This window comes from Klebsiella sp. K-Nf6 (genome assembly GCF_002806655.1).
GTDB classification, from domain to species: Bacteria; Pseudomonadota; Gammaproteobacteria; order Enterobacterales; family Enterobacteriaceae; genus Klebsiella; species Klebsiella variicola.
This window is the reverse complement of sequence record NZ_PIBN01000030.1, coordinates 1-25079: the sequence shown is the minus strand read 5'-3', so window position 1 is coordinate 25079 and position 25079 is coordinate 1. Positions and strand designations below refer to the sequence as shown.

General features: G+C 56.3%; 25 protein-coding genes and 1 tRNA gene. 17 read left to right on the top strand and 9 right to left on the bottom strand.

Annotated elements, in window-relative coordinates:
• Positions 1-211 precede the first annotated feature (211 nt).
• A complete protein-coding gene (gene dkgB, locus CWM61_RS27900; protein ID WP_100632233.1) occupies positions 212-1015 on the top strand; it encodes a 2,5-didehydrogluconate reductase DkgB in 804 nt (267 codons plus the stop codon).
• Positions 1016-1060: 45 nt separating this feature from the next.
• Here the strand turns inward: dkgB and yafC are convergent, their stop codons facing one another.
• Positions 1061-1966, bottom strand: coding sequence for a DNA-binding transcriptional regulator YafC (gene yafC / locus CWM61_RS27895; protein WP_100632232.1), 906 nt, complete (start codon positions 1964-1966; stop codon positions 1061-1063).
• Positions 1967-2070: 104 nt separating this feature from the next.
• Here yafC and CWM61_RS27890 point away from each other — a divergent pair, with 104 nt between their 5' ends.
• The 3 genes from CWM61_RS27890 to CWM61_RS27880 all read left to right on the top strand — a co-directional run bounded on the left by CWM61_RS27890 (position 2071) and on the right by CWM61_RS27880 (position 5019).
• Positions 2071-3261 carry an MFS transporter gene (locus CWM61_RS27890; protein ID WP_100632231.1) on the top strand — a complete coding sequence of 397 codons (1191 nt, stop codon included), beginning with the start codon at positions 2071-2073 and terminating at the stop codon, positions 3259-3261.
• A 102-nt stretch (positions 3262-3363) separates the two neighbouring features.
• Positions 3364-4161 (top strand): endonuclease/exonuclease/phosphatase family protein, encoded by a 798-nt coding sequence (locus tag CWM61_RS27885; RefSeq protein ID WP_004204614.1) that lies wholly within the window; start codon positions 3364-3366, stop codon positions 4159-4161.
• Positions 4162-4248: 87 nt separating this feature from the next.
• Positions 4249-5019 carry a class I SAM-dependent methyltransferase gene (locus CWM61_RS27880; protein ID WP_100632230.1) on the top strand — a complete coding sequence of 257 codons (771 nt, stop codon included), beginning with the start codon at positions 4249-4251 and terminating at the stop codon, positions 5017-5019.
• A gap of 60 nt (positions 5020-5079) precedes the next feature.
• On the opposite strand, the gene mltD is transcribed toward CWM61_RS27880, so the two are convergent.
• Together mltD and gloB are read right to left on the bottom strand one after the other, a co-directional pair.
• On the bottom strand, positions 5080-6447 hold the full coding sequence (gene mltD, locus CWM61_RS27875; protein WP_074386804.1) for a murein transglycosylase D: 1368 nt from the start codon (positions 6445-6447) through the stop codon (positions 5080-5082).
• Between the two features lie 71 nt (positions 6448-6518).
• Positions 6519-7274 carry a hydroxyacylglutathione hydrolase gene (gene gloB / locus CWM61_RS27870; RefSeq protein WP_100632229.1) on the bottom strand — a complete coding sequence of 252 codons (756 nt, stop codon included), beginning with the start codon at positions 7272-7274 and terminating at the stop codon, positions 6519-6521.
• A 32-nt stretch (positions 7275-7306) separates the two neighbouring features.
• On the opposite strand from gloB, the gene CWM61_RS27865 reads away from it, so the two are divergent.
• A complete protein-coding gene (locus CWM61_RS27865; protein WP_061155676.1) occupies positions 7307-8029 on the top strand; it encodes a class I SAM-dependent methyltransferase in 723 nt (240 codons plus the stop codon).
• On the opposite strand, the gene rnhA is transcribed toward CWM61_RS27865, so the two are convergent.
• The gene (gene rnhA, locus CWM61_RS27860; protein WP_074386802.1) at positions 8026-8493 is read right to left on the bottom strand and encodes a ribonuclease HI; all 468 of its coding nucleotides are present in this window, start codon (positions 8491-8493) and stop codon (positions 8026-8028) included. The genes CWM61_RS27865 and rnhA overlap by 4 nt on opposite strands.
• Before the next feature lie 64 nt (positions 8494-8557).
• On the opposite strand from rnhA, the gene dnaQ reads away from it, so the two are divergent.
• Positions 8558-9289, top strand: coding sequence for a DNA polymerase III subunit epsilon (dnaQ, locus tag CWM61_RS27855; protein ID WP_004204621.1), 732 nt, complete (start codon positions 8558-8560; stop codon positions 9287-9289).
• Positions 9290-9422: 133 nt separating this feature from the next.
• Positions 9423-9499, top strand: a tRNA-Asp gene (locus CWM61_RS27850).
• Positions 9500-9558: 59 nt separating this feature from the next.
• Here CWM61_RS27850 and CWM61_RS27845 read toward each other — a convergent pair.
• Positions 9559-10440: a LysR family transcriptional regulator gene (locus CWM61_RS27845; RefSeq protein WP_012968890.1), complete on the bottom strand. Its 882-nt coding sequence runs from the start codon at positions 10438-10440 to the stop codon at positions 9559-9561.
• Positions 10441-10543: 103 nt separating this feature from the next.
• Between CWM61_RS27845 and eamB the strand changes: the two genes are divergently transcribed.
• Complete coding sequence (eamB, locus tag CWM61_RS27840; RefSeq protein ID WP_074386801.1) at positions 10544-11134, top strand: cysteine/O-acetylserine transporter; 591 nt, start codon at positions 10544-10546, stop codon at positions 11132-11134.
• A 28-nt stretch (positions 11135-11162) separates the two neighbouring features.
• On the opposite strand, the gene CWM61_RS27835 is transcribed toward eamB, so the two are convergent.
• The 3 genes from CWM61_RS27835 to fadE form a co-directional block, all read right to left on the bottom strand.
• Entirely contained in the window at positions 11163-12263 is a 1101-nt protein-coding gene (locus tag CWM61_RS27835) for an AI-2E family transporter (RefSeq protein WP_074386800.1), read from the bottom strand.
• A 248-nt stretch (positions 12264-12511) separates the two neighbouring features.
• Positions 12512-13282, bottom strand: a complete 771-nt coding sequence (locus CWM61_RS27830) for an amidohydrolase (protein WP_100632234.1) — start codon at positions 13280-13282, stop codon at positions 12512-12514.
• A gap of 178 nt (positions 13283-13460) precedes the next feature.
• Entirely contained in the window at positions 13461-15905 is a 2445-nt protein-coding gene (fadE, locus tag CWM61_RS27825; RefSeq protein WP_100632228.1) for an acyl-CoA dehydrogenase FadE, read from the bottom strand.
• 239 nt (positions 15906-16144) lie between these two features.
• Here fadE and lpcA point away from each other — a divergent pair, with 239 nt between their 5' ends.
• Complete coding sequence (gene lpcA, locus CWM61_RS27820; protein WP_008805261.1) at positions 16145-16726, top strand: D-sedoheptulose 7-phosphate isomerase; 582 nt, start codon at positions 16145-16147, stop codon at positions 16724-16726.
• A 74-nt stretch (positions 16727-16800) separates the two neighbouring features.
• Positions 16801-17568, top strand: a complete 768-nt coding sequence (locus CWM61_RS27815; RefSeq protein WP_061155671.1) for a class II glutamine amidotransferase — start codon at positions 16801-16803, stop codon at positions 17566-17568.
• Here CWM61_RS27815 and dpaA read toward each other — a convergent pair.
• Positions 17539-18279, bottom strand: coding sequence for a peptidoglycan meso-diaminopimelic acid protein amidase (gene dpaA, locus CWM61_RS27810; protein WP_061155670.1), 741 nt, complete (start codon positions 18277-18279; stop codon positions 17539-17541). The two genes, CWM61_RS27815 and dpaA, sit on opposite strands and share 30 nt — an antisense overlap.
• A gap of 411 nt (positions 18280-18690) precedes the next feature.
• Between dpaA and CWM61_RS27800 the strand changes: the two genes are divergently transcribed.
• Genes CWM61_RS27800 through nqrM form a run of 7 tightly spaced genes read left to right on the top strand, consistent with a single transcriptional unit; the run spans position 18691 to position 24751 of the window.
• Positions 18691-20034, top strand: a complete 1344-nt coding sequence (locus CWM61_RS27800; RefSeq protein WP_100632227.1) for a Na(+)-translocating NADH-quinone reductase subunit A — start codon at positions 18691-18693, stop codon at positions 20032-20034.
• Positions 20035-20037: 3 nt separating this feature from the next.
• Positions 20038-21276 (top strand): NADH:ubiquinone reductase (Na(+)-transporting) subunit B, encoded by a 1239-nt coding sequence (locus tag CWM61_RS27795; protein WP_100632226.1) that lies wholly within the window; start codon positions 20038-20040, stop codon positions 21274-21276.
• The gene (locus CWM61_RS27790) at positions 21269-22063 is read left to right on the top strand and encodes a Na(+)-translocating NADH-quinone reductase subunit C (RefSeq protein WP_061155667.1); all 795 of its coding nucleotides are present in this window, start codon (positions 21269-21271) and stop codon (positions 22061-22063) included. The genes CWM61_RS27795 and CWM61_RS27790 overlap by 8 nt, the downstream gene beginning before the upstream one ends.
• Positions 22056-22694, top strand: coding sequence for an NADH:ubiquinone reductase (Na(+)-transporting) subunit D (locus CWM61_RS27785; RefSeq protein WP_002889716.1), 639 nt, complete (start codon positions 22056-22058; stop codon positions 22692-22694). The genes CWM61_RS27790 and CWM61_RS27785 overlap by 8 nt, the downstream gene beginning before the upstream one ends.
• A gap of 6 nt (positions 22695-22700) precedes the next feature.
• Positions 22701-23297, top strand: a complete 597-nt coding sequence (gene nqrE / locus CWM61_RS27780) for an NADH:ubiquinone reductase (Na(+)-transporting) subunit E (protein WP_004177335.1) — start codon at positions 22701-22703, stop codon at positions 23295-23297.
• Positions 23298-23309: 12 nt separating this feature from the next.
• Entirely contained in the window at positions 23310-24533 is a 1224-nt protein-coding gene (gene nqrF, locus CWM61_RS27775) for an NADH:ubiquinone reductase (Na(+)-transporting) subunit F (protein ID WP_008805267.1), read from the top strand.
• Positions 24534-24535: 2 nt separating this feature from the next.
• Entirely contained in the window at positions 24536-24751 is a 216-nt protein-coding gene (nqrM, locus tag CWM61_RS27770; RefSeq protein WP_004204638.1) for a (Na+)-NQR maturation NqrM, read from the top strand.
• Positions 24752-25079 lie beyond the last annotated feature (328 nt).

Genomic DNA, 25079 nt, shown 5'->3' with positions numbered 1-25079 from the left:
GCCTGTCACGCAGGGGGTCGCGGGTTCGAGTCCCGTCCGTTCCGCCACTTATTAAGAGCCCTGAGCATTTGCTCAGGGCTTTTTTGTTTGCTCTGTTCCCGATTGTTGCTAAATCAGCAAAAATCCTCTGCATTAATCGCTCTTTTTCTCCACTTCACCCTCAGCCATAATTCTATTCGTTAACCGAAATGAAGAAATAACGAGGAAAATCATGGCAATCCCTGCATTTGGTCTTGGCACCTTCCGTCTGAAAGATGATGTTGTTATAGCATCCGTAAAAACCGCGCTGGAGCTGGGCTATCGTACTATCGACACCGCGCAAATCTATGACAACGAAGCCGCGGTGGGTCAGGCCATCGCCGAAAGCGGCGTGTCGCGTGATGAGCTGTTCATCACCACCAAAATCTGGATCGAAAACCTGAGCAAAGACAAACTCATCGCCAGCCTGAAAGAGAGCCTGCAGAAGCTGCGCACTGACTATGTTGACCTGACGCTGATCCACTGGCCGTCGCCGAATGACGCTGTTGCCGTTGAAGAGTTTATGGCAGCTCTGATGGAAGCGAAGAAGCTGGGTCTGACCCGTCAGATCGGTATCTCCAACTTCACTATTCCGCTGATGGAGCGTGCGATTGCCGCCGTTGGTGCGGAAAACATCGCGACTAACCAGATTGAGCTCTCGCCGTACCTGCAAAACCGTAAAGTGGTCGATTGGGCGCGTGAGCACGGCATCCATATCACCTCTTACATGACGCTGGCCTACGGTAAGGCACTGAAAGATGAAGTGATTGCCCGTATCGCGGCGAAACATGGTGCGACCCCAGCACAGGTTATTCTGGCATGGGCAATGGGCGAAGGCTATGCGGTTATCCCATCGTCCACCAAGCGTGACAACCTGGCCAGCAACCTGAAAGCGCAGGATCTGCAGCTGGATGATGAAGATCGTCAAGCGATCGCCGCACTGGACTGCAACGATCGTCTGGTGAGTCCGGAAGGTCTGGCTCCGCAGTGGGATTAATCACCCGATACCGGGATGCCGCTCGCATTGCCGCCTGAGATTGTATTACGACAGCTCCTTCGGGAGCTGTTTTACATGCTCGCTCAGAAAATCAATAAATGCCCTGATGCGGGTGCTGACCGCCCGGTCGCTGTAATAGACGGCACTGAAGGGCATCTCCACCGGTAAGCGCTTATCGGCCAGTAGTTCGACAAACTCTCCGCTGGCAATCTCTTTATCCACCATGTAGTCCGACAAACAGGCAATGCCGTTACCGGTCAGGCACAGCTGCTTGAGCGTTTCGCCGCTGTTGGATGACACCGCCGACTCGATCTCTAACAGCTGACCATCGCAACAGGAGACCGGCCAGGTATTCAGTGATACCGGCTCGGTGAAGCCGAGGCAGTGATGCTGTTTCAGATCGGACGGATGCTGCGGCATACCGTAGCGCGCGACATAGTCGGGCGAGGCGACGATCTTACGATAGCTGGTAAACAGCGGCCGGGCGCGCAGGCTGGAATCCGATAAGGTCCCGGCCCGAATGGCTACATCCACTTTTCTTTCAATCAGATTGATAAACGTCTCAGACGAGACGAGCGACAGCTTCATTTCCGGGTAGCGCTCGCGAAATGGCTTCACCAGCGGCATGAGAAAATGCAGCATCACCGGCGTCGCGGCATCCACCCGCAGCAGGCCCCGCGGCGTCGTGCGCGTCTCCAGCAGGTCATTTTCTGCCGCCGCCATTTCCTGCAAGACCACCTGCATCCGGCGAAAATAGCGCTCGCCTTCCTCTGTCAGACTAAGCTGGCGGGTGGTCCGATTGAGCAGGCTTACGCCCAGCTTTGATTCCAGCTTCTTGACCGCCCGGCTGACGGCAGAGTTGGCCTGTCCGAGCTGCTCGGCCGCCCGGCTGAAACTCCCGCTTTCCACCACCGCCACAAAGATGGCGATCTCCTCTGATGTGGCTCTCATTATTGCACCTGTAGCAAAATTCTATTGATACTTTGATAGTTTTTGTTATTTATACAACCCTTCATACTACGTGTCATCTTAATCCTGATGCTACGGAGTAAATTATGCCACTGGCGCTATTTGCCTTAACTATCGGTGCCTTCGCAATTGGCACCACTGAATTTGTGATTGTCGGCCTGGTCCCGACCATCGCGCAACAACTCTCTATCTCTCTGCCTTCTGCGGGACTACTGGTCTCTATCTACGCGCTGGGTGTGGCGATCGGCGCCCCGGTATTGACGGCACTAACGGGTCGTATGCCGCGTAAACAGCTGCTGCTGGCGTTGATGGTCCTGTTTACGGCGGGTAATGTGTTGGCCTGGCAGGCCCCGGGCTATGAAACGCTGATCCTGGCGCGCTTGCTGACCGGACTGGCACACGGCGTGTTCTTCTCTATTGGCTCGACAATCGCCACCAGCCTGGTGGCAAAAGAGAAAGCCGCCTCAGCTATCGCTATTATGTTCGGCGGCCTGACGGTCGCGCTGGTCACCGGGGTGCCGTTCGGGACTTTCATCGGTCAGCATTTTGGCTGGCGGGAAACGTTCCTCGCGGTATCGATTCTGGGCGTGATTGCGCTTATCAGCAGCCTGATTCTGGTACCGAATAATATTCCGGGCCGTGCCAGTGCCAGCCTGCGCGATCAGATGAAAGTATTAACTCATCCTCGCCTGCTGATGATCTACGCCATTACCGCGCTGGGCTATGGCGGCGTATTTACCGCCTTTACTTTTCTTGCACCGATGATGCAGGAACTGGCCGGTTTCAGCCCGTCAGCGGTTAGCTGGATCCTGTTGGGCTACGGGGTCTCGGTTGCTATCGGCAATGTGTGGGGAGGCAAACTGGCCGATAAGCATGGCGCCGTCTCCGCGCTGAAGTTTATCTTCGCCGCGCTGGTTGTGCTGCTTCTGGTCTTCCAGTTGACCGCCAGCATCCACTATGCCGCGCTGGCAACGGTGCTGGTGATGGGCATTTTCGCCTTCGGCAACGTTCCGGGTCTGCAGGTGTACGTGGTGCAAAAAGCCGAACAGTACACGCCTGGCGCCGTCGACGTCGCTTCCGGCCTGAATATTGCCGCCTTCAATATTGGTATTGCGCTGGGGTCCATCGTCGGTGGGCAGACGGTTGAACGGTATGGTCTGGCGCAGACGCCGTGGGTTGGTGCGGTGATTGTGCTGGTCGCCTTGCTGTTGGTGGTGCTGAGCGGTCGTTTAGATAAATCGCCACGCCGTTCGGCAGCGGTTTCTCTCGAAGGCTAAGGGTTTATCGCAAATTGCATTGAAAGTGGATGGGAAAATCCCTATAACAGAAGAACCAGTCGTTGTTGGGCTGGTTTCTGTTATTGAGGATTGATGCCCAAATTGCGAAAGAATACCTATGCCATGCGCTACGTCGCCGGACAACCTGCGGAGAGAATATTGCCTCCGGGGGCGTTTGCGGGTGTGAGTCCGGTTTATCCTGCCGGCACACCGTTAAGCAGCGATGAGAAGATCCGCGTGCTGGTATGGAATATCTTCAAGCAGCAGCGCGCAGAGTGGCAGTCAGTCCTCAAAAATTTCGGCAAAGATGCCCATTTAGTCCTGTTGCAGGAGGCGCAGACGACGCCTGAGCTGGTCAGGTTCGCGACCACTAACTATCTGGCTGCCGATCAGGTACCGGCTCTGGTGCTGCCGCAGCATCCTTCCGGCGTGATGACGCTGGCCTCTGCTCACCCCATCTATTGCTGCCCGCTGCGCGAACGCGAACCCATTTTGCGCCTGCCTAAATCCGCATTAGTAACCGTCTATCCGCTGCCCGATGCGCGATTGTTGATGGTGGTGAACATCCATGCCGTTAACTTTAGTCTTGGCGTTGACGTCTACAGTAAACAGCTGCTGCCGATAGGTGATCAGATTGCCCATCACAGCGGGCCGGTGATCATGGCCGGAGACTTCAATGCCTGGAGCCGCCCGCGGATGAACGCGCTGTACCGCTTTGCGCGTGAGATGTCGTTACGCGAAGTTCGTTTCTCTGACGATCAGCGCCGCCGCGCGTTTGGTCGTCCGCTCGATTTTGTGTTCTATCGTGGGTTAAGCGTACACGATGCTTCCGTGCTGGTGACCCGCGCCTCCGATCACAACCCGCTACTAGTCGAATTCAGTCCCGGCAAGCCTGATTAATTTAAGGTATGTCAGGCCTGCCATCGGGCAGGTCTGCGTTCAGCACGATGCTGCCCTAAATTACTCACACAACCGAAGGACAACACAATGACAACACGCTCTCACCATGACAACGTCGAAAAGCAGTTCGGCTCCCAGGCCAGCGCCTATTTGACTAGCGCCGTGCACGCCTCCGGGCGCGATCTGCAGCGGCTGGCGGAACGGCTGGCCGATTTCCCTCAGGCGAAAGTGCTGGATATGGGCTGCGGGGCAGGGCACGCCAGCTTTACCGCGGCGGGACAGGTTGCCGAGGTGACCGCCTATGATTTATCAAGCCAGATGCTGGAAGTGGTTACCGCGGCGGCAAAAGAGAAAGGCTTTAGCAATATCGTGACCCAGCAGGGATATGCTGAAACGCTGCCGTTCGCTGATGCCAGTTTTGATGTGGTGATTAGCCGCTACTCCGCTCACCACTGGCATGATGTCGGCCAGGCGCTGCGTGAGGTGAAACGTGTTCTCAAGCCGGGCGGGGTGATGATCATAATGGACGTGATGTCGCCGGGTCACCCGGTACGTGATGTCTGGTTGCAGACCGTGGAAGCGCTGCGCGATACCTCGCACGTGCGTAATTATTCCAGCGGCGAGTGGCTGGCGCTGGCCAATGACGCAGGTCTGGTGACTAATCATTTATCGACCGATCGCCTGCCGCTGGAGTTCAGCTCATGGGTGGCGCGGATGCGTACTCCTGAGCCGCTGGTAGAGGCGATTCGCTTATATCAGCAGAGCGCTTCGGCGGAGGTCAAAGCCTACTTCGAATTACAGCAGGACGGGTCGTTTACCAGCGATACCATCCTGTTCGAAGCGCATAAGGCCGTCTAAAGCGGGCAATAAAAAAGGCACCGGGGGAAGTCGGTGCCTTTTTATAGAACCCTGAGAGTATCAGGACTCTGGTCGATCGCTGTTTTTCACGAACAGCGTCAACTGATCGCCGGGCCGCAAATTGTCGGTATCGCTGTTCCAGCGCATCACGTCGCGAATGTTAACACCGTGACGTTTTGCGATGCTCGACAACGAATCACCTTTGCGAACACGATAGGTGATGCTATCGCTGTTATTCGCCAGGCGCTGTGCGCTGCTACCTGCGCCGACAACCAGATTCTGCCCGACTTTTAACCCTGAACCGCGCAGATTGTTCCACTGCTGCAAATCCCGGGGCGTGACGCCGAGACGCGAAGCAATCCCGGAAATCGTGTCGCCAGAACGTACCTTATAGCTACGGCTGGTCAGCGGCGTATTGTCCGCGAGCTGCGTTGGCTGCACGGCGGCAATGTCGCCAGAGGCCAGCGATTCACGCAGCTGAGCAGCGTGCTTCTGCGGCACCATGACGTACTTTGGTCCACTCGCGCCCAGCGTTGATCCCTTTACGCCAGCGTTGAAGGTTTTCAGTTTGCTGACCGGCATTCCCGCCATGTCCGCGAGCTGAGAAATATCAACCGGGCTGTCGAGGCGAACGCGCGCCAGCGCACGGCTTTCATCGGCCGTAGGCAGCTTTACGCCGTAACGCTTGCTGTTTTTGAGAATGTCGCTCAACGCCAGCATTTTCGGTACGTAGATTTTCGTTTCATGCGGCAGAGACAGCGACCAGAAATCGGTGGGTTTACCACGCGAACGGTTCGCTTTTACTGCCTTCATGACCCGACCTTCGCCGCTGTTATAGGCTGCGACCGTTAATAACCAGTCGCCGTCGAACATTTTGTTCAGACGTTGCATCATGTCCAGCGCCGCGGTAGTAGATGCGACGACGTCACGACGCGCATCGTAACTGCGGGTCTGTTTTAAACCATAATTGCGCCCTGTGCTCGGAATGATCTGCCAAATGCCTGCGGCATTGGCGCCAGACGTCGCGTGTGGGTCAAAAGCGCTCTCCACTATGGGTAGTAATACCAGTTCCATTGGCATGTTACGTTTCTTAACCTGCCCGGCTATCCAGTACATATACGGCTCTGCCCGTAAAGTTACATCGTGGAGATAGCTCTTATTTCTTAAGTACTTCTGTTTCTGTTCGCGAATCCGGGGATTATCCGGTATTCCCATCTTTAGCTCGTCGCCTATGGAAGTCCACAGATCCTGGTCTTGCGCGTAGAAGGTTCCATCATCTAACCAGCGCGCTTGACTTGTGAACTTACCTGCTTCCCCTTGACCAGCCGCAGAAAGGCTCTGTGCTCGCTGTTCGACGGTGCCATCGTGCTTAGACGCCTGGCACCCCACCAGCAGGACAGAGGCGAGTAATATCGCTCGTGCCTTCATGTGTGTGTCAATAGTTGCTTAAAAGACGACCAAGGATAACGGCGAAGTTGTCCGATGACAAGAATTAAATATCAGAAGTCGTCTTTCTTTGACCTTAACCATGCAAATCGCGCCACAGAGTGTTGCAAATTTGTTTCTTTGTTAATTTTATCAATTAAATCAACATCATTTACGCGTAAAAATAAATTTATACGACGCTCATTTTTCAGAATTACGGGTAGTGTTTTTTGTTTTTTTGCACGTAACTCATTAACTTTATGATAGTAATCGTTTATGTCCCTATCATCTGGCAGGATACTCAATGCAAACTTCATATTCGCTAACGTATATTCATGTGCGCAACATATGAGGGTTTCTTCAGGAAGGGCGTTAATTTTCATAAATGATTGATACATCTGCTCAGCAGTACCTTCGAACAGCCTTCCGCAGCCGCCGGAAAACAATGTGTCGCCGCAGAACAGATAAGGTTCGCTGTAGTAACAGATATGTCCTAATGTGTGACCTGGCGTGGAGAAAATGGAAAAATCGCGCCCGAGAATTGACAACCGATCGCCATCGCCTACTACCTGAGTGACTCCCTTATCCTGGGTTTCCGCCGGCCCGTAAACCACTATAGAAGGGAATTTCTCCCGTAGTTGTTTTACGCCGCCGACGTGATCCTGATGATGATGGGTCAGTAAAATGGCCTCGGGCTGCCACTGGTTTTCCTCGATTGCCGCCAGAACCGGCGCGGCTTCGCCTGGGTCAACGATGATGCAGCGGCCGTTATTCTCACTGAGAACCCAGATGTAGTTGTCCTGAAACGCGGGAATACTGATAAGATTCATAAATTACCTCTAAAGCGTAGCGGAAGGTGGCAATGAAGCCGGCAAGGATACCTCACACAGTGACAGCGCCTGAGCATTGGTCCAGTATGCCGTGGGGCGAATACTATCGCGAAACGCTGGAACAGCAGATGAAACCGTGGCTGGCTAAATTATATGGCTTTCATCTGCTTAAGATTGGCAATCTGAGCGCGGAAATCAATACCGAAGCTTGCGCCATCTCGCATCAGGTCAATGTCTCGTTGGCGGGAAACCCGATGCAGGTCCGGGCCGACCCGCTGCATTTACCCTTTGCTGAAAAGTCCGTCGACGCCTGTCTGCTGGCGCACACTCTGCCGTGGTGTGGCGATCCGCATCGTCTGCTGCGGGAAGCCGATCGCGTGCTGATTGATGATGGCTGGATGATCCTGACCGGGTTTAATCCGGTCAGCCTGATGGGAGTGCGTAAGCTGGTGCCGGTCCTGCGCAAAGGTACGCCTTATAATAGCCGTATGTTTACGCTGATGCGCCAGCTGGACTGGCTGTCGCTACTCAACTTTGAAGTGCTGCACTATGGGCGTTACCAGGTTTTACCCTGGTCGCGCCACGGTGGCAAACTATTGAGCACTCATCTGCCAGCGCTGGGCTGTTTACAATTGATTGTCGCCCGCAAACGGACCATTCCGCTGACGCTCAATCCGATGAAATCCGGTAAAGCGAAAACGCAGCTGCGGCCGGCAGTGGGCGCCACCCGGCAGTGGCGCAAGGGGCAGAATTAGCTCTCAGGCTGGTAGCCGATATCGTCCTGAGTGGGATGAGTGGCTGCCGCGCGGGCGAGTTCGTCGCAGCGTTCGTTTTCAGGATGGCCGGCGTGGCCCTTCACCCATTCCCATTTAATCTTATGCTGGCCAAGTGCAGCGTCCAGGCGCTGCCAGAGGTCGACATTCTTCACCGGTTTTTTCTCTGCCGTTTTCCAGCCGCGCTTTTTCCAGTTGTGGATCCACTGGGTGATCCCCTGGCGGACATACTGGCTGTCGGTGCTGAGTACGACCTCGCAATGTTCTTTTAACGCTTCCAGGGCGACGATTGCCGCCATCAGTTCCATGCGATTATTGGTGGTCAGACGGTAGCCGGCGCTAAAGGTTTTTTCGTGCTGGCGGTAGCGCATGATGGCGCCGTAACCGCCGGGTCCTGGATTTCCCAGGCAAGAGCCGTCGGTGAAAATTTCTACCTGTTTGAGCATCTCTGGTAGACTTCCTGTAATTGAAATCGATTTGTAAACGATAAGTCTGACATAAATGACCGCTATGAGCACTGCAATTACGCGCCAGATTGTTCTCGATACCGAAACCACCGGTATGAACCAGATCGGGGCGCACTACGAAGGACACAAGATTATTGAGATCGGTGCCGTGGAGGTGATCAACCGCCGCCTGACCGGTAACAATTTCCACGTCTATCTGAAACCCGACCGGCTGGTGGATCCTGAAGCATTCGGCGTGCACGGGATCGCCGATGAGTTCCTGCTGGATAAACCCACCTTTGCCGACGTGGCTGATGAGTTTATGGATTACATCCGCGGCGCGGAGCTGGTGATCCATAACGCCTCGTTCGATATCGGCTTTATGGACTATGAATTCGGGAAGCTGAACCGCGGCATCGGGAAAACCGAGACCTTTTGTAAAATCACCGACAGTCTGGCACTGGCGCGGAAAATGTTCCCCGGCAAGCGCAACAGCCTGGATGCGTTATGTTCGCGCTACGAAATAGATAACAGCAAGCGTACGCTGCACGGGGCATTACTCGATGCCCAGATTCTGGCCGATGTCTATTTGATGATGACCGGTGGCCAGACTTCGATGGCGTTCTCTATGGAAGGCGAAAGCCAGCAGCAGGCGGGAGAGATGGGCATTCAGCGCGTCGTCCGCGCCGCCAGCCAGTTACGGGTGGTTTATGCCTCTGATGAAGAACTGGTGAACCATGAATCCCGCCTCGATCTGGTACAAAAGAAAGGCGGAAGCTGCCTGTGGCGTGCCTGATAACCACTAAAATGGATTAAAAGTAGGCGGTTGGGCGATTTTTGCAGCAAACGATTCAAAACGGTAGAAAAAGCGTTGACGGGGTAGAGGGGAATCCGTAATATTCGCCTCGTTCCCAACGGAACAACAACGCGGAGCGGTAGTTCAGTCGGTTAGAATACCTGCCTGTCACGCAGGGGGTCGCGGGTTCGAGTCCCGTCCGTTCCGCCACTATTCAGAAAGCCTGAATCAGCAATGATTCAGGCTTTCGTCGTTTTCGTCGCCGAATTTCAGCGCGCCTCTTGTTCCTCCTGCATACACTGCATGAATACCCGCATCGCTGGACTGATTGCTTTCCCGGCGTGATGGGCGCAGAGCGCATGGATCGTCAGCGGCGTCTCGCTGAACGGCAGCTCGACCAGCGTCCCGCGTTTGAGCTCCTCCTCTACCGCAAAGCGCGGCAGGAAGCTCACCCCAAGATTGCCCGCCACGCACTGCTTGATGCTTTCAATACTCCACAGTTCGATGGTGTTCTCCATGGTAATGCCGCGCTGGCGCAGGGTACTTTCAAAAATCTGCCGGAACACGCACTGGGGCTCGTTGATGATAAAGCTCAATGGGATATGCTGCCGCGGGCGCAGGAAGTCGACCGGCGCCTGATCGACTGATGCGACCAGCGCCAGCGGCTGCGGGCCAAGTTCCATCATGGTGAGTGCATCATCGTTGCCAACCCGGTAAAACACCCCCAGGTCGACTTCGTCAGCGAGCAGCGCATCACGGATGCTGTAGCAATTGAGCGACTGTAGTGACAGGCGGACCTTCGGGGCGCGTTGCTTAAAACGCTGCAGCACCGGCGGCATTTTATACGCCAGCAGGGTTTCACCAGTGGCGACGCGAAGTTCACCGCCGGGTTCATCGTCCTGGCGGGCTGCCTGACGAATCGACGCCATCACTTTGGTCAAGTCGTAGACATGCGGCAGGACATTCTTACCCGCGGCGGTGAGACACATCCGCCGGCCAATTTTCTCAAACAGCGGGATGGCAAGCTCTTGCTCAAGCTGCTGGATATGAAAGGTTACGGTGGACTGGGTGCAGCACAGTTTCTGCGAGGCGCGCAGAAAGGATCCTTCTTCGACAACCGTTTTGAAGGTGATAAAGCGTCGCAGATCCATATTTCCTCTTTATATCGACATTCTCGAAGTCAGAATGAAAAAACATTCATTTTTTTAAATTATCAGCTTCGGGTACTGTCTGCCAGTCAAGAGGAGAAAACACGTGACACCTACCCTGATTAGCGCCTTTTTAACTTACACCCTGATCACCGCCCTGACGCCCGGGCCGAATAATATTCTGGCGCTGAGCAGCGTCACCGCGCACGGCTTTCGACGCAGCACACGGGTACTGGTCGGTATGAGCCTCGGATTCGTGATTATCATGCTGATTTGCGCCGGGCTGACGTTAACCCTTGTTACGCTGGATGCGGGAATGACCTCCCTGCTCCGCTGGGTCGGTGCGGGGTATATTCTGTGGCTGGCCTGGCACATTGCCCGTAGCGATCCTGCCAGCGGTGGGCAGGAGGAGCGGCCTGTCAGCTTCTGGGCCAGCCTGGGGCTGCAGTTTGTGAATGTAAAAATTATCCTGTACGGCATCACGGCCCTGTCGACCTTTGTTCTGCCGGTGACTCGAGAGCCATTCTGGCTGGTGATGATAAGCCTGTTGCTGTCAGTAATAGGCGTTGCCGGCAATCTTTGCTGGGCGTTGGCCGGTCAGCTGTTTCAGCCGGTGTTCGAACGCCATGGAAGAGGGTTAAATCTGCTGCTGGCGCTGCTGCTGGTCTGGTGCGCGGTGCGAATGTTTATGGAATGAATCAAGGGAGCGTAACGCTCCCTTGAGGTTATTTATCCTGCGGCAGGGCGGGTTGCCCTTCATTTACCCAGGTCATGAAGATCCGGTAACCGATGGCCAGCAGAGTGGCGCCGAGGAACATACCGAGAATGCCGTTAGAGGCCATTCCGCCGAGGGCGCCCAGCAGCACCACCGGCATTGGCGCATCGACTCCGCGCCCCAGCAGCAGAGGTTTGAGGACGTTATCGGCCATACCGGCGACGATTAGCAGGATGGTGTAGAAGATATCCATTCCGGTACTGTGGGTACCGATACTCCACATTAGCGCAATGGCCGGGGCCGTCACCAGGATCACCGGCACCTGCGCAATGCCGAGGATCAGGGCCAGAATGAAGAAGATCCCCACGGCGGGAATGCTGGCCATCAGCATGATCACGCCGACCAGCAGCGCCTGGATCAATGCCACCCCGATGACGCCCTGGGCGACCGCGCGGATGGTGCTGGTGCACAGGCGGGTGAGGGTCACGCCTTTATTTTCATCGGTAATACGAATGGCAATACGCTGCGCGCTGATGGCGCCTGCTGCGCCCCAGGCCATCATAATTCCCGAGACGATAAACGAAATAATAAAGCCAATCAGCCCGCCGCCCATGCTGGCCAAAATGCTGAGGAACTGTTTGGCAATGTCGCCGATTTGCGAGCGGTAATTACTGAGCAGCCCCGGGAGATCCACGGAAGCCCTCATCCACAGGGCGCTAAGCCGTTCGCCAATGATCGGTAACGCGGCAATGCGCGAAGAGGGCGGTGGAATCGTAAAGCTCTGGCTCCCCATCCTGTCAATCATGGCGCTGGCGCTTTCCGCCAGCGAGGTGATCATCAGCACCGTGGGGATGACGATCAGTAAAATACCTAACAACACCAGCACCACTGACGCCAGTCCCTGTTTGCCCGCTAACAGTCCGGCAAAATATTGATGTAAGGGATAGAGCGCCACGGCGAGGATCAGCGCCCAGAGCATCATATTGATAAAGGGAGAAAAGACGGTAAAACAGAATGAGGCCAGCGCCAGAATAAGCCCGAACCGAATAAACATATCGAGAAAGCGGGTGACCAGCCGTTTTTCAATCAACAGCAGATTATTATTATCCATTGTCTATTACGCTCACATAATATTCTTACGCCAACGCTCAGCGTTGTTTAACAAAACACGCCAGCAACAGAAAATTCATGATTTACAACGCAGAAGTGAGTTGAAGGTGATCTCCGCCCATTTGATTGTGGAGTCTTTTAATGAGTGTAGAACAGAAATGAATGGCGCCCGGCAAATATTCTGTGGCGCGTTGGCGGGCGAAATCCCGCTTTCTTTACCCGCTGAATGGGGAAGAAAGCGGAGGGATATTAATCGAGGGTAAAAGGATCGGCATCGCGCCAGGCGGGAAATTTTTCGCGATATTCCTGGAGGGCCGTCAGCGACAATTCGGCGTCAAGACGGGTGGCCTGATGCGGATCGGCAGTAGCGACAATCTCCCCTTGCGGACTGATAATCCGGCTATCGCCGCGGTAATGGTGGCCGTTGCCGTCAGTACCGACCCGGTTACAGCCGGCGACATAGGCCTGGTTCTCGATGGCGCGGGCGACCAGCAGCGACTGCCAGTGCAGCGATCGCGGCGCCGGCCAGTTGGCGACATACAGTGCCAAATCATAGTCGTTCAGATTACGTGACCATACCGGAAAACGCAGGTCGTAACAGACCAGCGGCAGGATCCGCCATCCGCGCCATTCAAAGACCACGCGCCGGTCACCAGCCTCATAGTGATGGTGTTCATCGGCCATACGGAACAAGTGCCGTTTATCATAATGGTGCACCGTACCGTCAGGCTCGACCAGCAGGAAGCGGTTAACGGCGCCGTGTTCGGTTTGCAGCGCAGCGCTGCCAGCGATCAGCGCCTGAGTTTGTGCAGCCTTGGCATACATCCATTCCACAACATCGGACTGTGGCAAAGACTGTTTTGCCGCCTCCATGGCAAAGCCGGTGGTGAACATCTCCGGTAAAACAATGACATCGCGCCCGATAATCCCTTCCAGTTGGCGATCAAAATGGCGCAGGTTAGCAGGGCCGTCCATCCAGACCAGCGGTTGTTGCAACAGCGTAATTTTCAGGCCAGGCACAATGGTCAACTCCATTCTCATGAGGGGGTTAGGTTAACTGTAACACCATATCAGCCTCGCGGCGGTCAGCGGAATATTTTGTTAAAAAAATGCTACTGACAGAAGTCATGAAGGAGGGGATGACGAAAAAAAGGCGGGGAAAGTTCCCCGCCCGGCGTGTGATGTGGTGATTGTTTTATTATGCGGCTTCAACCTTGCGAACTTTTTCCGGCAGCTTTACCGGCTGCGTTGCCAGCTCCTCTGGTGCAAAGTCGTCGACGTTGATACTGCGCAGGCGACTGTGCTCTGCACGGGTCAGAATAGCGGCTTCTTCCTGATTAATTAATCCTTTGGCCAGCGCGTTGTGTGCCAGCTCATCCAGACGGGTGAACGGCAGATTTTTACCCAACTCTTTGCAGATGCGCTGGTGGATAGGATCGGCCGCCATCACTTCCAGCAGCGCTTCTTCCAGCAGACCAACCGGGTTATGCTCGCTCGGCGTCAGGTACTGACCGCGACCGATGCGGGAGCGGGTGGCGCTGGGCACCTGCAGAATTTTAGCGACTTTATGGTCCAGCTTATCCGACGGCGCATGATGATGACGCCAGGTCGGGAAGATGGCCACGCGCATCGCACCTGCCACCAGGCGGTTGGGGAAGTTTTTCAGCAGATCGTCGATAGCTTGTTCAGCCTGGTGCAGCGCATCCTGCACTCCCCAGTGAACCAGCGGCAGATCGGCTTCATTGCGTCCTTCATCGTCATAGCGTTTCAGCACCGCCGAGGCCAGGTACAGCTGGCTTAACACATCGCCCAGACGCGCGGAGATACGTTCGCGACGCTTGAGACTGCCGCCCAGTACCGCCATCGATACGTCTGACAGCAGCGCCAGGTTAGCACTCAGACGATTCATTTGCTGATAGTAGCGACGGGTGGCGTCACGGGTCGGCGCACTGCTGGTGCGTCCGCCGGTCAGGCCCAGCCAGAAACTCCGTACTTTATTACTACCGACATGGCCAATGTGTTTGAACAGCAGCTTGTCGTAGGCGTTCAGGTCGTTATTCTGCGCGGCGGCCATCTCTTCCAGCACGTAAGGGTGGCAGCGAATAGCCCCCTGACCGAAGATCATCATGCTGCGGGTCAGGATGTTTGCACCTTCAACGGTGATGGCGATAGGCGCGCCCTGATAAGCCCGGGCGAGGAAGTTGCCTTCGCCCAGCATAATGCCTTTCCCGCCGGTAATATCCATCGCGTCGATAATGGAGCGCTGGCCGCGGTGGGTACAGTGATATTTCACAATCGCGGACAGCACTGCCGGTTTCTCGCCGAGCATAATGCCGTAGGTGATCAGCGACGCCGCGGCGTCCATCACATAGGCGTTACCCGCGATACGCGCCAGCGCCTCTTCAATCCCTTCCATTTTGCCGATCGAAATCTTGAACTGGCGGCGAATATGGGCGTAGGCGCCGGTTGCCATGGCGACTGATTTCAGACCGCCGGTGGCGTTGGACGGCAGGGTAATGCCGCGGCCGACCGACAGACATTCAACCAGCATGCGCCATCCCTGACCGGCCATGCTCGGGCCGCCGATGATGTAATCGATCGGCACGAATATATCCTTGCCGCGGGTGGGGCCGTTCTGGAACGGGACGTTCAGCGGGAAGTGGCGGCGGCCAATTTCCACACCCGGCGTTGAGGTGGGGATCAGCGCGCAGGTGATGCCCAGTTCTTCCTCACCACCCAGAAGACGATCCGGGTCAGAGAGTTTGAAGGCCAGGCCCAGCACGGTGGCGATTGGCGCCAGCGTGATATAGCGTTTGTTCCAGGTCAGGCGCATCCCCAGCACCTGCTGACCCTGCCAGTCGCCCATGCACACCACGCCGGTATCCGGGATAGCGCCGGCGTCAGAGCCCGCTTCCGGACTGGTCAGTGCGAAGCAGGGGATTTCCTGGCCGCGTGCCAGACGCGGCAGGTAATGGTTCTTCTGTTCTTCGGTACCATAATGCTGCAGCAGCTCGCCCGGGCCCAGTGAGTTCGGGACGCCGACGGTGATCGCCAGGATGCCGGAGACGCCAGAGAGTTTCTGCAGTACCCGTGCCTGAGCGTAAGCCGAGAACTCAAGCCCGCCATATTCTTTCTTAATGATCATCGCGAAGAAGCGGTGCTCTTTCAGATAGGCCCACAGCTCTGGCGGCAGATCGGCCATTTCGTGGGTGATGGCGAAGTCGTTAGCCATCCGGCAGGCTTCTTCCACCGGGCCATCAATGAATGCCTGCTCTTCGGCGGTCAGGCGCGGCTGCGGATAGTTATGCAGCTTATGCCAGTCCGGGTTGCCGCGGAACAGATCGCCTTCCCACCAGGTGGTGCCGGCGTCGATGGCTTCTTTTTCCGTACGCGACATCGGCGGCATCACCTTGCGGAAAGCGCGAAATGCCGGTGCGGAAATCATGGATTTACGCATTGGGGCAAAGTTGAACGGCAACAGAATAATGGCCAGCGGTAGCAGCAGCCAGATATTCCACAGTCCGGCCGCGCCGAGCGCCGCGGTCCAGGCGAGCAAAATCACACTGCTGAGCAGCAGGCTGACCCGGTGATAGAAGAGCGCACCGAGTAAAACGACGGTTGCAACAATACTCAAAATCATCATAGAGAAATGCTCCCTGAGCTTGTAGGAGGTCTGACCACTTGTGATGTATTGGTTGTAGTGCATGCGTTTTTATTTAGCAATGTGTTTACAAAATAATTACAACCTCGCTCACATTGTTGTATGCAAAAGCGGCACATAAAATCAAAAGGGCGGGGGATAACGCAGCCTGCTGCTTCTCGCTTCCGCGGCTATCCGGTACACTGCCAGGGTTATTCCACTCATACTGAAGGATTATCCTCATGTACCAGGATCTTATTCGTAACGAACTGAACGAAGCCGCGGAAACGCTGGCTAACTTTCTGCAGGACGAAGCCAATATCCATGCTATCCAGCGTGCCGCTGTCCTGCTGGCGGATAGCTTTAAGGCGGGTGGTAAAGTGCTGTCCTGCGGTAACGGTGGTTCCCATTGCGATGCGATGCATTTTGCGGAAGAGCTGACAGGACGTTATCGCGAAAACCGCCCGGGTTATCCGGCCATCGCGATCTCCGACGTCAGCCATCTCTCCTGCGTGAGCAATGATTTTGGCTATGAGTATGTGTTTTCCCGCTACGTTGAATCCGTTGGCCGCGCGGGCGATGTGCTGCTTGGTATCTCCACTTCTGGCAATTCCGGCAACGTGATCAAAGCCATTGAAGCCGCGCGGGCGCAGGGGATGAAAGTGATCACCCTGACCGGCAAAGACGGCGGCAAAATGGCAGGCTCCGCCGATGTTGAAATTCGCGTGCCGCACTTTGGCTACGCCGACCGCATCCAGGAGATCCACATCAAAGTGATCCATATCCTGATCATGCTGATCGAAAAAGAGATGGTGAAAGGCTAACAGGCAGGCGAGTATGTACTGTTGACGGCGGCTTCGCTTTGACGCCGTCGTGATTTGTGAGGGTGAGGTGATCTATGTGCGAACTGCTCGGGATGAGCGCCAATGTGCCAACAGATATCTGTTTTAGCTTTACCGGGCTGGTACAGCGCGGAGGAGGGACGGGGCCGCATAAAGACGGTTGGGGTATCACCTTCTATGAAGGCAAAGGCTGTCGCACATTCAAAGATCCGCAGCCAAGCTTTCAGTCACCTATCGCGAAGCTGGTCCAGGATTACCCGATTAAATCCTGTTCCGTTGTCGCCCATATTCGTCAGGCCAATCGCGGTATGGTGGCGCTGGAAAACACCCATCCGTTTACTCGCGAGCTGTGGGGGCGCCACTGGACCTACGCGCACAACGGGCAACTCAAAGGCTATAAATCGCTAAAAACCGGGAATTTCCATCCGGTAGGTGAAACCGACAGTGAAAAGGCGTTTTGCTGGTTGCTGCACCGCTTAACCGAGCGCTATCCGCGCACGCCGGGCAATATGCTGGGGGTATTCAAGTTTATCGCCACTCTGGCGGGTGAACTGCGTGAGAAAGGGGTGTTCAACATGCTGCTGTCGGATGGGCGCTACGTGATGGCGTTCTGCTCGACCAATCTGCACTGGATCACCCGGCGGGCGCCGTTCGGCGTGGCAAAACTGCTGGACCAGGATGTGGAGATCGACTTTCAACGCGAGACCACACCCAACGATGTGGTCACGGTTATCGCCACGCAGCCGCTGACGGCCAATGAAACCTGGCACAAGATCATGCCAGGCGAGTGGGCGTTATTTTGTCTCGGGGAGCGTGTAGTTTGAGGCCAGCTGCGGCTGAACAACCTCGTGGCTGAGCGGCTTGCTTACCACATAGCGGCCGTCGGTCACTGACACAATCGGCGGTTTGTGGGTCTGCTGGAAATAGTCATAGCCAGGCTTGAGCTGTTTCCAGAAATCCGCATAGTAGGAGTATTTGTGGCGTTCCATATTGGCATTGGTCATGCGGAACGGATAGATACTCACCTGCACGCTTGCCTGGCCGAAGACTAAGGCGCCGGTCACGAACTGGAAGATTTCATCGATCCCGCTGTCGGTCATGGCGTAGCAGCCGATAGAGACGCAGTCGCCATGGATCATCAGGTATTTCCCTTCATAACCATGTGCGCGATCGTAGGCGTTCGGGAAGCCAATATTAATGGCTTTATAGAAGCGGCTATCGGGTTTGAGCTGGCCGCGGGTGACGTTGTAGAACCCTTCCGGACTCTTGAAATCGCCCTGGCGCTGTTTTGGCCCAAGACCACCGGAGTAGTTGCAGATCCGATAGCTGTCGAGGAGCTGGTAGGTCTCACCCATTTTGACGTAAAGGTCGAGCATGCGCTCTTCTTTAAAGATCTCAATATAAACCGGTGAACCCATTAATTGCTGCTTGTATTCTTTGCTAACCGGCGTCGTCGGGCTATTGCTGCTGAGCAGCCCGGCAAATGACACGCACGGCAACAGAAGCATCGCAATAAATAATGCGATTTTGCGCATACTGCTTGTTCCTTGATAAAACAAAATAGCCACATTGCCAGGACGGCAAGAGAGACCCGAAATCAGAGTTTTCTGGATTTAGAGCGCTCACATTAGCATCACGGCATTTTTTCGCAAGGGCGACGTGGCGGCGTTTACAATTCAGCCTCACTTTATAACCTGCTTACGGCGAAAACACAGTCAGAACTTTGCGCAATAGCTCGCATTTTAGAAGCACTTATTGCCCCTCGCGCTACAGCCGCCGCTCACGAAATGTTACACTTGCGCCGGTTCATCACCAGAGTAAGAAAGGAGGCTTCTCTTCCGTCATGAGCGCCACTGGCGCCGTTTCGCCCTTTCTTCTCTGCCATTCTATCAATAGGCTGGCCCCGGCCTGCGTCGGGGTTGAGGTTACGGATACCTGCTAACGATATGATTAAAATCACGAAAGGGCTGGATTTGCCCATAGCTGGCATGCCATTACAGCAGATTTCTCCCGCGCCAGCGGTGAAGCGCGTCGCGCTGCTCGGCGAAGAATACGTCGGAATGCGTCCCGCCATGGCGGTCAAAGAAGGCGATCGGGTCAAAAAAGGTCAGATCCTGTTTGAAGATAAAAAGATCCCCGGTGTCTGCTTTACCGCCCCGGTGAGCGGGGTTGTCAGCGCGATCCACCGCGGTGAACGGCGCGTTTTGCAGTCGGTGGTCATTGATATCGAGGGCAATGACGCGGTGGCCTTTACGCGTTACGCTGCGGACGCCCTGGCTGAGCTGCCGCGCGACACCGTACAGCAGCAGCTGCTGGCGTCGGGCCTGTGGACCGCGCTACGCACCCGGCCATTCAGTAAAACGCCGCGCCCGGGCAGCGTGCCCGCCGCTATTTTTGTCAACGCCATGGACACCAATCCGCTGGCGGCAGAGCCGCAGCCGATTATTCTGGCCGAGCGTGCCGCCTTCGACGCCGGTCTTACCGTGCTCACGCGTCTAACCGACGGGAAAGTGCACGTCTGCCAACCGAGTGGCGGCAAGCTGGGCGGCCATCGTGGCGGCCAGGTCTGTTTTAATCAATTTGCCGGGCCGCACCCAGCGGGGCTGCCGGGAACGCATATTCACTTCCTGGAGCCGGTGAGCCTGAATAAGCAAGTCTGGCACCTCAATTATCAGGATGCGATCGCTATTGGTAAGCTTTTCCTTGAAGGTGAGTTGTACTGCGAGCGGGTGATTGCGCTCGGCGGCCCGCAGGTGAAGTCGCCGCGGCTGGTCAAAACGACGCTGGGCGCCAGTCTGGACGATCTGCTTGCAGGCGAGCTGGAGGAGGGCGAAAACCGCGTCATTTCCGGCTCGGTGCTTAGCGGTACCCGTGCCCATGGCCCTCACGCTTTCCTCGGGCGTTTCCATCTGCAGGTGAGCGTGGTTCGAGAAGGTCGGGAAAAAGAGCTGTTTGGCTGGGTGATGCCGGGCAAAGAGAAGTTCTCGATTACCCGCACTACGCTAGGCCATTTCTTCAAGCGCAAGCGCTTTCATTTCTCCACTGATACTCACGGCGGCGAGCGGGCGATGGTGCCGATCGGCAACTATGAGCGGGTGATGCCGCTGGATATTCTGCCAACCATATTGCTGCGCGATCTGCTGGCCGGCGATAGCGATAGCGCCCAGGCGCTGGGCTGTCTGGAGCTGGATGAAGAAGATCTGGCGCTCTGCACCTACGTTTGTCCGGGCAAATATGAATACGGTCCGGCGCTGCGCAGCGTGTTAACCCAGATTGAGCAGGAAGGATAAGAGATGGGCTTAAAGCACCTGATTGAGAAACTTGAGCCGCATTTCACGCATGGCGGCAAGCTGGAAAAATATTACCCGCTGTATGAAGCGGCGGCGACCATCTTCTACACGCCGGGGCAGGTCACCCGCGGCGCGGCGCACGTGCGCGACGCCATCGACCTCAAGCGGATGATGATCCTCGTGTGGTTTGCCGTATTCCCGGCGATGTTCTGGGGCATGTACAACGTTGGGCTGCAGACCATTCCGGCGCTGCACAAACTGTACGGCGCCGAACAACTGCAGCAGGTGATCGCCAACAACTGGCATTACAGCGTCGCCCAGTGGTTAGGGGTCAGCTTCAGTACTGACGCCGGCTGGCTAAGCATGATGACCCTGGGCGCGGTCTTCTTCCTGCCTATTTACCTCACCGTCTTTATCGTCGGCGGCTTCTGGGAAGTGCTGTTCGCGATTGTGCGCAAACATGAGATCAACGAAGGCTTTTTCGTTACCTCAATTCTCTTCGCGCTGATTGTGCCACCTACGCTGCCGCTATGGCAGGCGGCGCTGGGGATCTCCTTCGGGGTGGTGATCGCTAAAGAGATTTTCGGCGGTACCGGGCGCAACTTCCTCAACCCGGCACTGGCCGGGCGCGCGTTCCTGTTCTTCGCCTACCCGGCGCAAATCTCCGGCGACCTCGTGTGGACGGCGGCGGACGGTTTCTCCGGCGCCACGCCGCTCTCCCAGTGGGGCAGCGGCGGCGGTGAAGCGCTGGTTAACGTTGCTACCGGCATCCCGGTGAGCTGGATGGACGCCTTTCTCGGCAACATTCCCGGCTCAATTGGCGAAGTCTCCACGCTGATGATCCTGATTGGCGGCGCGATCATTCTCTTTGGCCGCGTCGCGTCCTGGCGCATCGTCGCCGGGGTGATGATCGGCATGATCGCCACCGCCACCCTGTTTAATTTCATCGGTTCCGCAACCAACCCGATGTTCGCCATGCCGTGGTACTGGCATCTGGTGCTCGGCGGCTTTGCCTTCGGCATGATGTTTATGGCGACGGACCCGGTATCCGCCTCGTTTACTGATAAAGGGAAATGGAGTTACGGCGTGCTGATCGGCGTGATGTGCGTGCTGATCCGCGTGGTGAACCCGGCCTATCCGGAAGGGATGATGCTGGCGATCCTCTTCGCCAACCTCTTCGCACCGCTGTTCGATTACCTGGTGGTGCAGGCCAATATTAAGCGGAGGAAGTCGCGTGGCTGAGAAGAAAAGTAACGATAGCATCGGCAAAACGCTGCTGGTGGTGCTGGTGCTTTGTCTGGTCTGCTCCATCGTGGTGGCGGGATCGGCTGTGGGGCTGAAATCCCGCCAGCAGGCGCAGCGGGCGCTGGATAAGCAGCGCAATATTCTGGCTGTCGCCGGCCTGATGCAGCCCGGGATGGATGCCGATGCGGTAGCCGATACCTTCGCGGCACGCATTACACCGCGGCTGGTGAATCTGTCGACCGGCGAGCTGTTGGAGAAAGACCCGGGGAAATTCAACCAAGCCCAGGCGCTGAAGGATCCGCAGCAGAGCATCGCGCTGGACGCCAGCCAGGATCCGGCCGGCATTAAGCGGCGTAGCAACCTGGCGGAAATTTATCTGGTGCGCGACGCGCAGCAACAGATTGAGCAGATGGTGCTGCCGATCTACGGCAATGGTCTGTGGTCAATGATGTACGCCTTCGTGGCGCTGGACGTCGATGGCCGCACGGTGAAAGGCATCACTTACTACGATCAGGGGGAAACCCCGGGGCTGGGCGGCGAAGTTGAGAACCCGAACTGGCGCCAGCAGTTTATTGGCAAGCAGGTGCTGGATGACAACGGCATGCCGGCACTCCGCGTGGTAAAAGGCGGCGCGCGCGCCGGTGACCTGCATGCAGTAGACGGTTTATCCGGCGCCACGCTAACGTCTAACGGCGTGCAGCATAGCTTTGATTTCTGGATGGGCGAACTGGGCTTTGGTCCGTTCCTGAAAAAGGTGCGTGAGGGAGGGCTGAATAATGGCTGAACAGAGCGATATGAAAGAGGTGAAGCGCGTGCTGGTGGGGCCGCTTATCGCCAATAACCCCATCGCCCTGCAGGTGCTCGGCGTCTGCTCCGCGCTGGCGGTGACCACCAAACTGGAAACCGCCTTCGTGATGACCATTGCGGTGACGCTGGTGACGGCGTTTTCCAGCATGTTTATCTCGATGATTCGCCACCATATTCCCAATAGCGTGCGCATCATCGTGCAGATGGCGATCATCGCCTCGTTGGTTATCGTGGTGGATCAGCTGCTGCGGGCTTTCGCCTATGAGACCTCTAAGCAGCTGTCGGTGTTCGTCGGGCTTATCATCACCAACTGTATCGTGATGGGGCGTGCCGAAGCTTATGCCATGAAATCGCCGCCGCTGGCCAGCTTTATGGACGGTATTGGCAACGGTCTCGGCTATGGCGCGATCCTGATAATCGTCGGCTTCCTGCGCGAGCTTATCGGCAGCGGCAAGCTGTTCGGTATCACGGTGCTGGAGACGGTGCAGAACGGCGGCTGGTATCAGCCGAACGGCCTGTTCCTGCTGGCGCCGAGCGCCTTCTTCATTATCGGTTTGCTGATCTGGGCCCTGCGTAGCTGGAAGCCTGAGCAGCAGGAAAAGGAGTAATCGATGATGGCTCATTACATTAGCCTGTTTGTCCGCGCGGTGTTCGTTGAGAACATGGCGCTGGCCTTCTTCCTCGGGATGTGTACCTTCCTCGCGGTGTCGAAAAAGGTCTCCACCGCCTTCGGCCTCGGCGTCGCAGTGACGGTGGTGCTGGGTCTTGCTGTGCCAATCAACAACCTGGTCTATAACCTGGTGCTGCGCGACGGCGCGCTGGTGGAAGGCGTAGATCTCAGCTTCCTGAACTTCATCACCTTTATCGGGGTGATTGCGGCGCTGGTGCAGATCCTCGAGATGATCCTCGATAAGTACTTCCCGGCACTCTATAACGCGTTAGGGATCTTCCTGCCGCTTATCGCCGTTAACTGCGCCATTTTCGGCGGCGTGTCGTTCATGGTGCAGCGTGATTACAACTTCCCGGAATCCATCGTCTACGGCTTCGGCTCCGGCATCGGCTGGATGCTGGCGATCGTGGCGATGGCGGGGATCCGCGAAAAAATGAAGTACGCCAATGTGCCCGCCGGCTTGCGCGGGTTAGGGATCACCTTTATCACCACCGGGTTGATGGCGCTGGGCTTTATGTCCTTCTCCGGCGTGCAGCTATAAGGGCGAATAAGTATGGAAATTATTCTTGGCGTCGTGATGTTCACGCTAATTGTGCTGGTGCTGTCGGGGCTTATCCTGGCTGCGCGCTCAAAGCTGGTGAACGCGGGCGACGTGGTTATTGAGATCAATAACGAAGCGGATAAACAGATCCGCACCCCGGCGGGTGACAAACTGCTGAACACACTGTCCAGCAACGGTATCTTCGTCTCTTCCGCCTGCGGCGGCGGCGGCTCCTGCGGCCAGTGTCGGGTGACCATCAAAGAAGGCGGCGGAGATATTCTGCCGACCGAGCTTTCGCATATCACCAAACGCGAAGCCAAAGAAGGGTGCCGCCTGGCCTGCCAGGTGGCGGTGAAGCAGAATATGAAAATTGAGCTGCCGGAAGAGATTTTCGGCGTGAAAAAATGGGAGTGCGAGGTTATCTCTAACGATAACAAAGCCACCTTCATTAAAGAGCTCAAATTACGGGTGCCTGATGGTGAAGCGGTGCCGTTCCGCGCCGGCGGCTATATTCAGATCGAATGCCCGTCGCATAAAGTGGCCTATGCCGACTTTGATATTCCTGATGAATATCGTTCAGACTGGGACAAATTCAATCTGTTCCGCTATGTCTCTGAGGTGAAAGAACCGACCTTGCGCGCCTACTCGATGGCTAACTATCCGGAAGAGAAGGGCATCATTATGCTCAACGTGCGCATCGCGACGCCGCCGCCGAAAGTACCGGATGCGCCGCCGGGGATCATGTCGTCCTATATCTGGTCGCTGAAGCCTGGCGATAAGGTGACGATTTCCGGGCCGTTCGGCGAGTTCTTTGCTAAAGAGACCGACGCTGAGATGGTGTTTATCGGCGGCGGCGCCGGCATGGCGCCGATGCGCTCGCATATCTTTGATCAGCTTAAGCGGCTGCACAGCACGCGCAAAATCAGCTTCTGGTACGGCGCCCGTTCGCTGCGCGAGATGTTCTACGATGATGAGTTCGAGCAGCTGGCGCGCGACAACCCAAACTTTACCTTCCACGTCGCGCTCTCCGATCCGCTGCCGGAAGATAACTGGACCGGGCATACGGGCTTTATCCATAATGTTCTGTATGAAAACTATCTGCGCGACCACCCGGCGCCGGAAGACTGCGAATTCTATATGTGCGGGCCGCCGGTGATGAACGCCGCGGTGATAAAAATGCTCAAAGACCTGGGCGTCGAAGATGAGAACATCATGCTCGACGACTTTGGAGGCTGACGATGCTGACGGTATTTGTCGCGACCTTTGTGATTTTTGCGCTGGTGATCCTCGGTATGTCGCTGGGCTACCTGGTGAAGCGCAAGAGCATTCAGGGCAGCTGCGGCGGGATCTCGTCGCTGGGGCTGGAGAAAGTCTGCGACTGTCCGGAACCGTGCGACGCGCGTAAGAAACGTCTCGCCCGCGAGGCGCAGCGTCAGCAGCGGCGTATTTTGTAATGCCCGGCGGCGCTGCGCATGCCGGGCCTGCTGCTTCAGTTTTGTAGGTCGGGTCAGGCGCCAGCCGTCACCCGGCGAAATAACGGCGCAACCGGAGATGTCCCTGCTCGCGCTGCGCTTAGCAGGGCTACCACTCCTGTGTTATTTCCGGGCAGATTGCGCTCCCAATATTTTTTCTGCGTTATGTCACTCATGGCGCAGGGAGCGCACAGGGGGCGGCCAGTCGCCGCCGCCCCCTGTACCCCCGGGCTCCGGCCAGCAACATCGCCACTGCGTGGTACCTTCGACTTATCCCTGCAGGCTTCGGGTCGGGCCGAGGCAGCGTCCG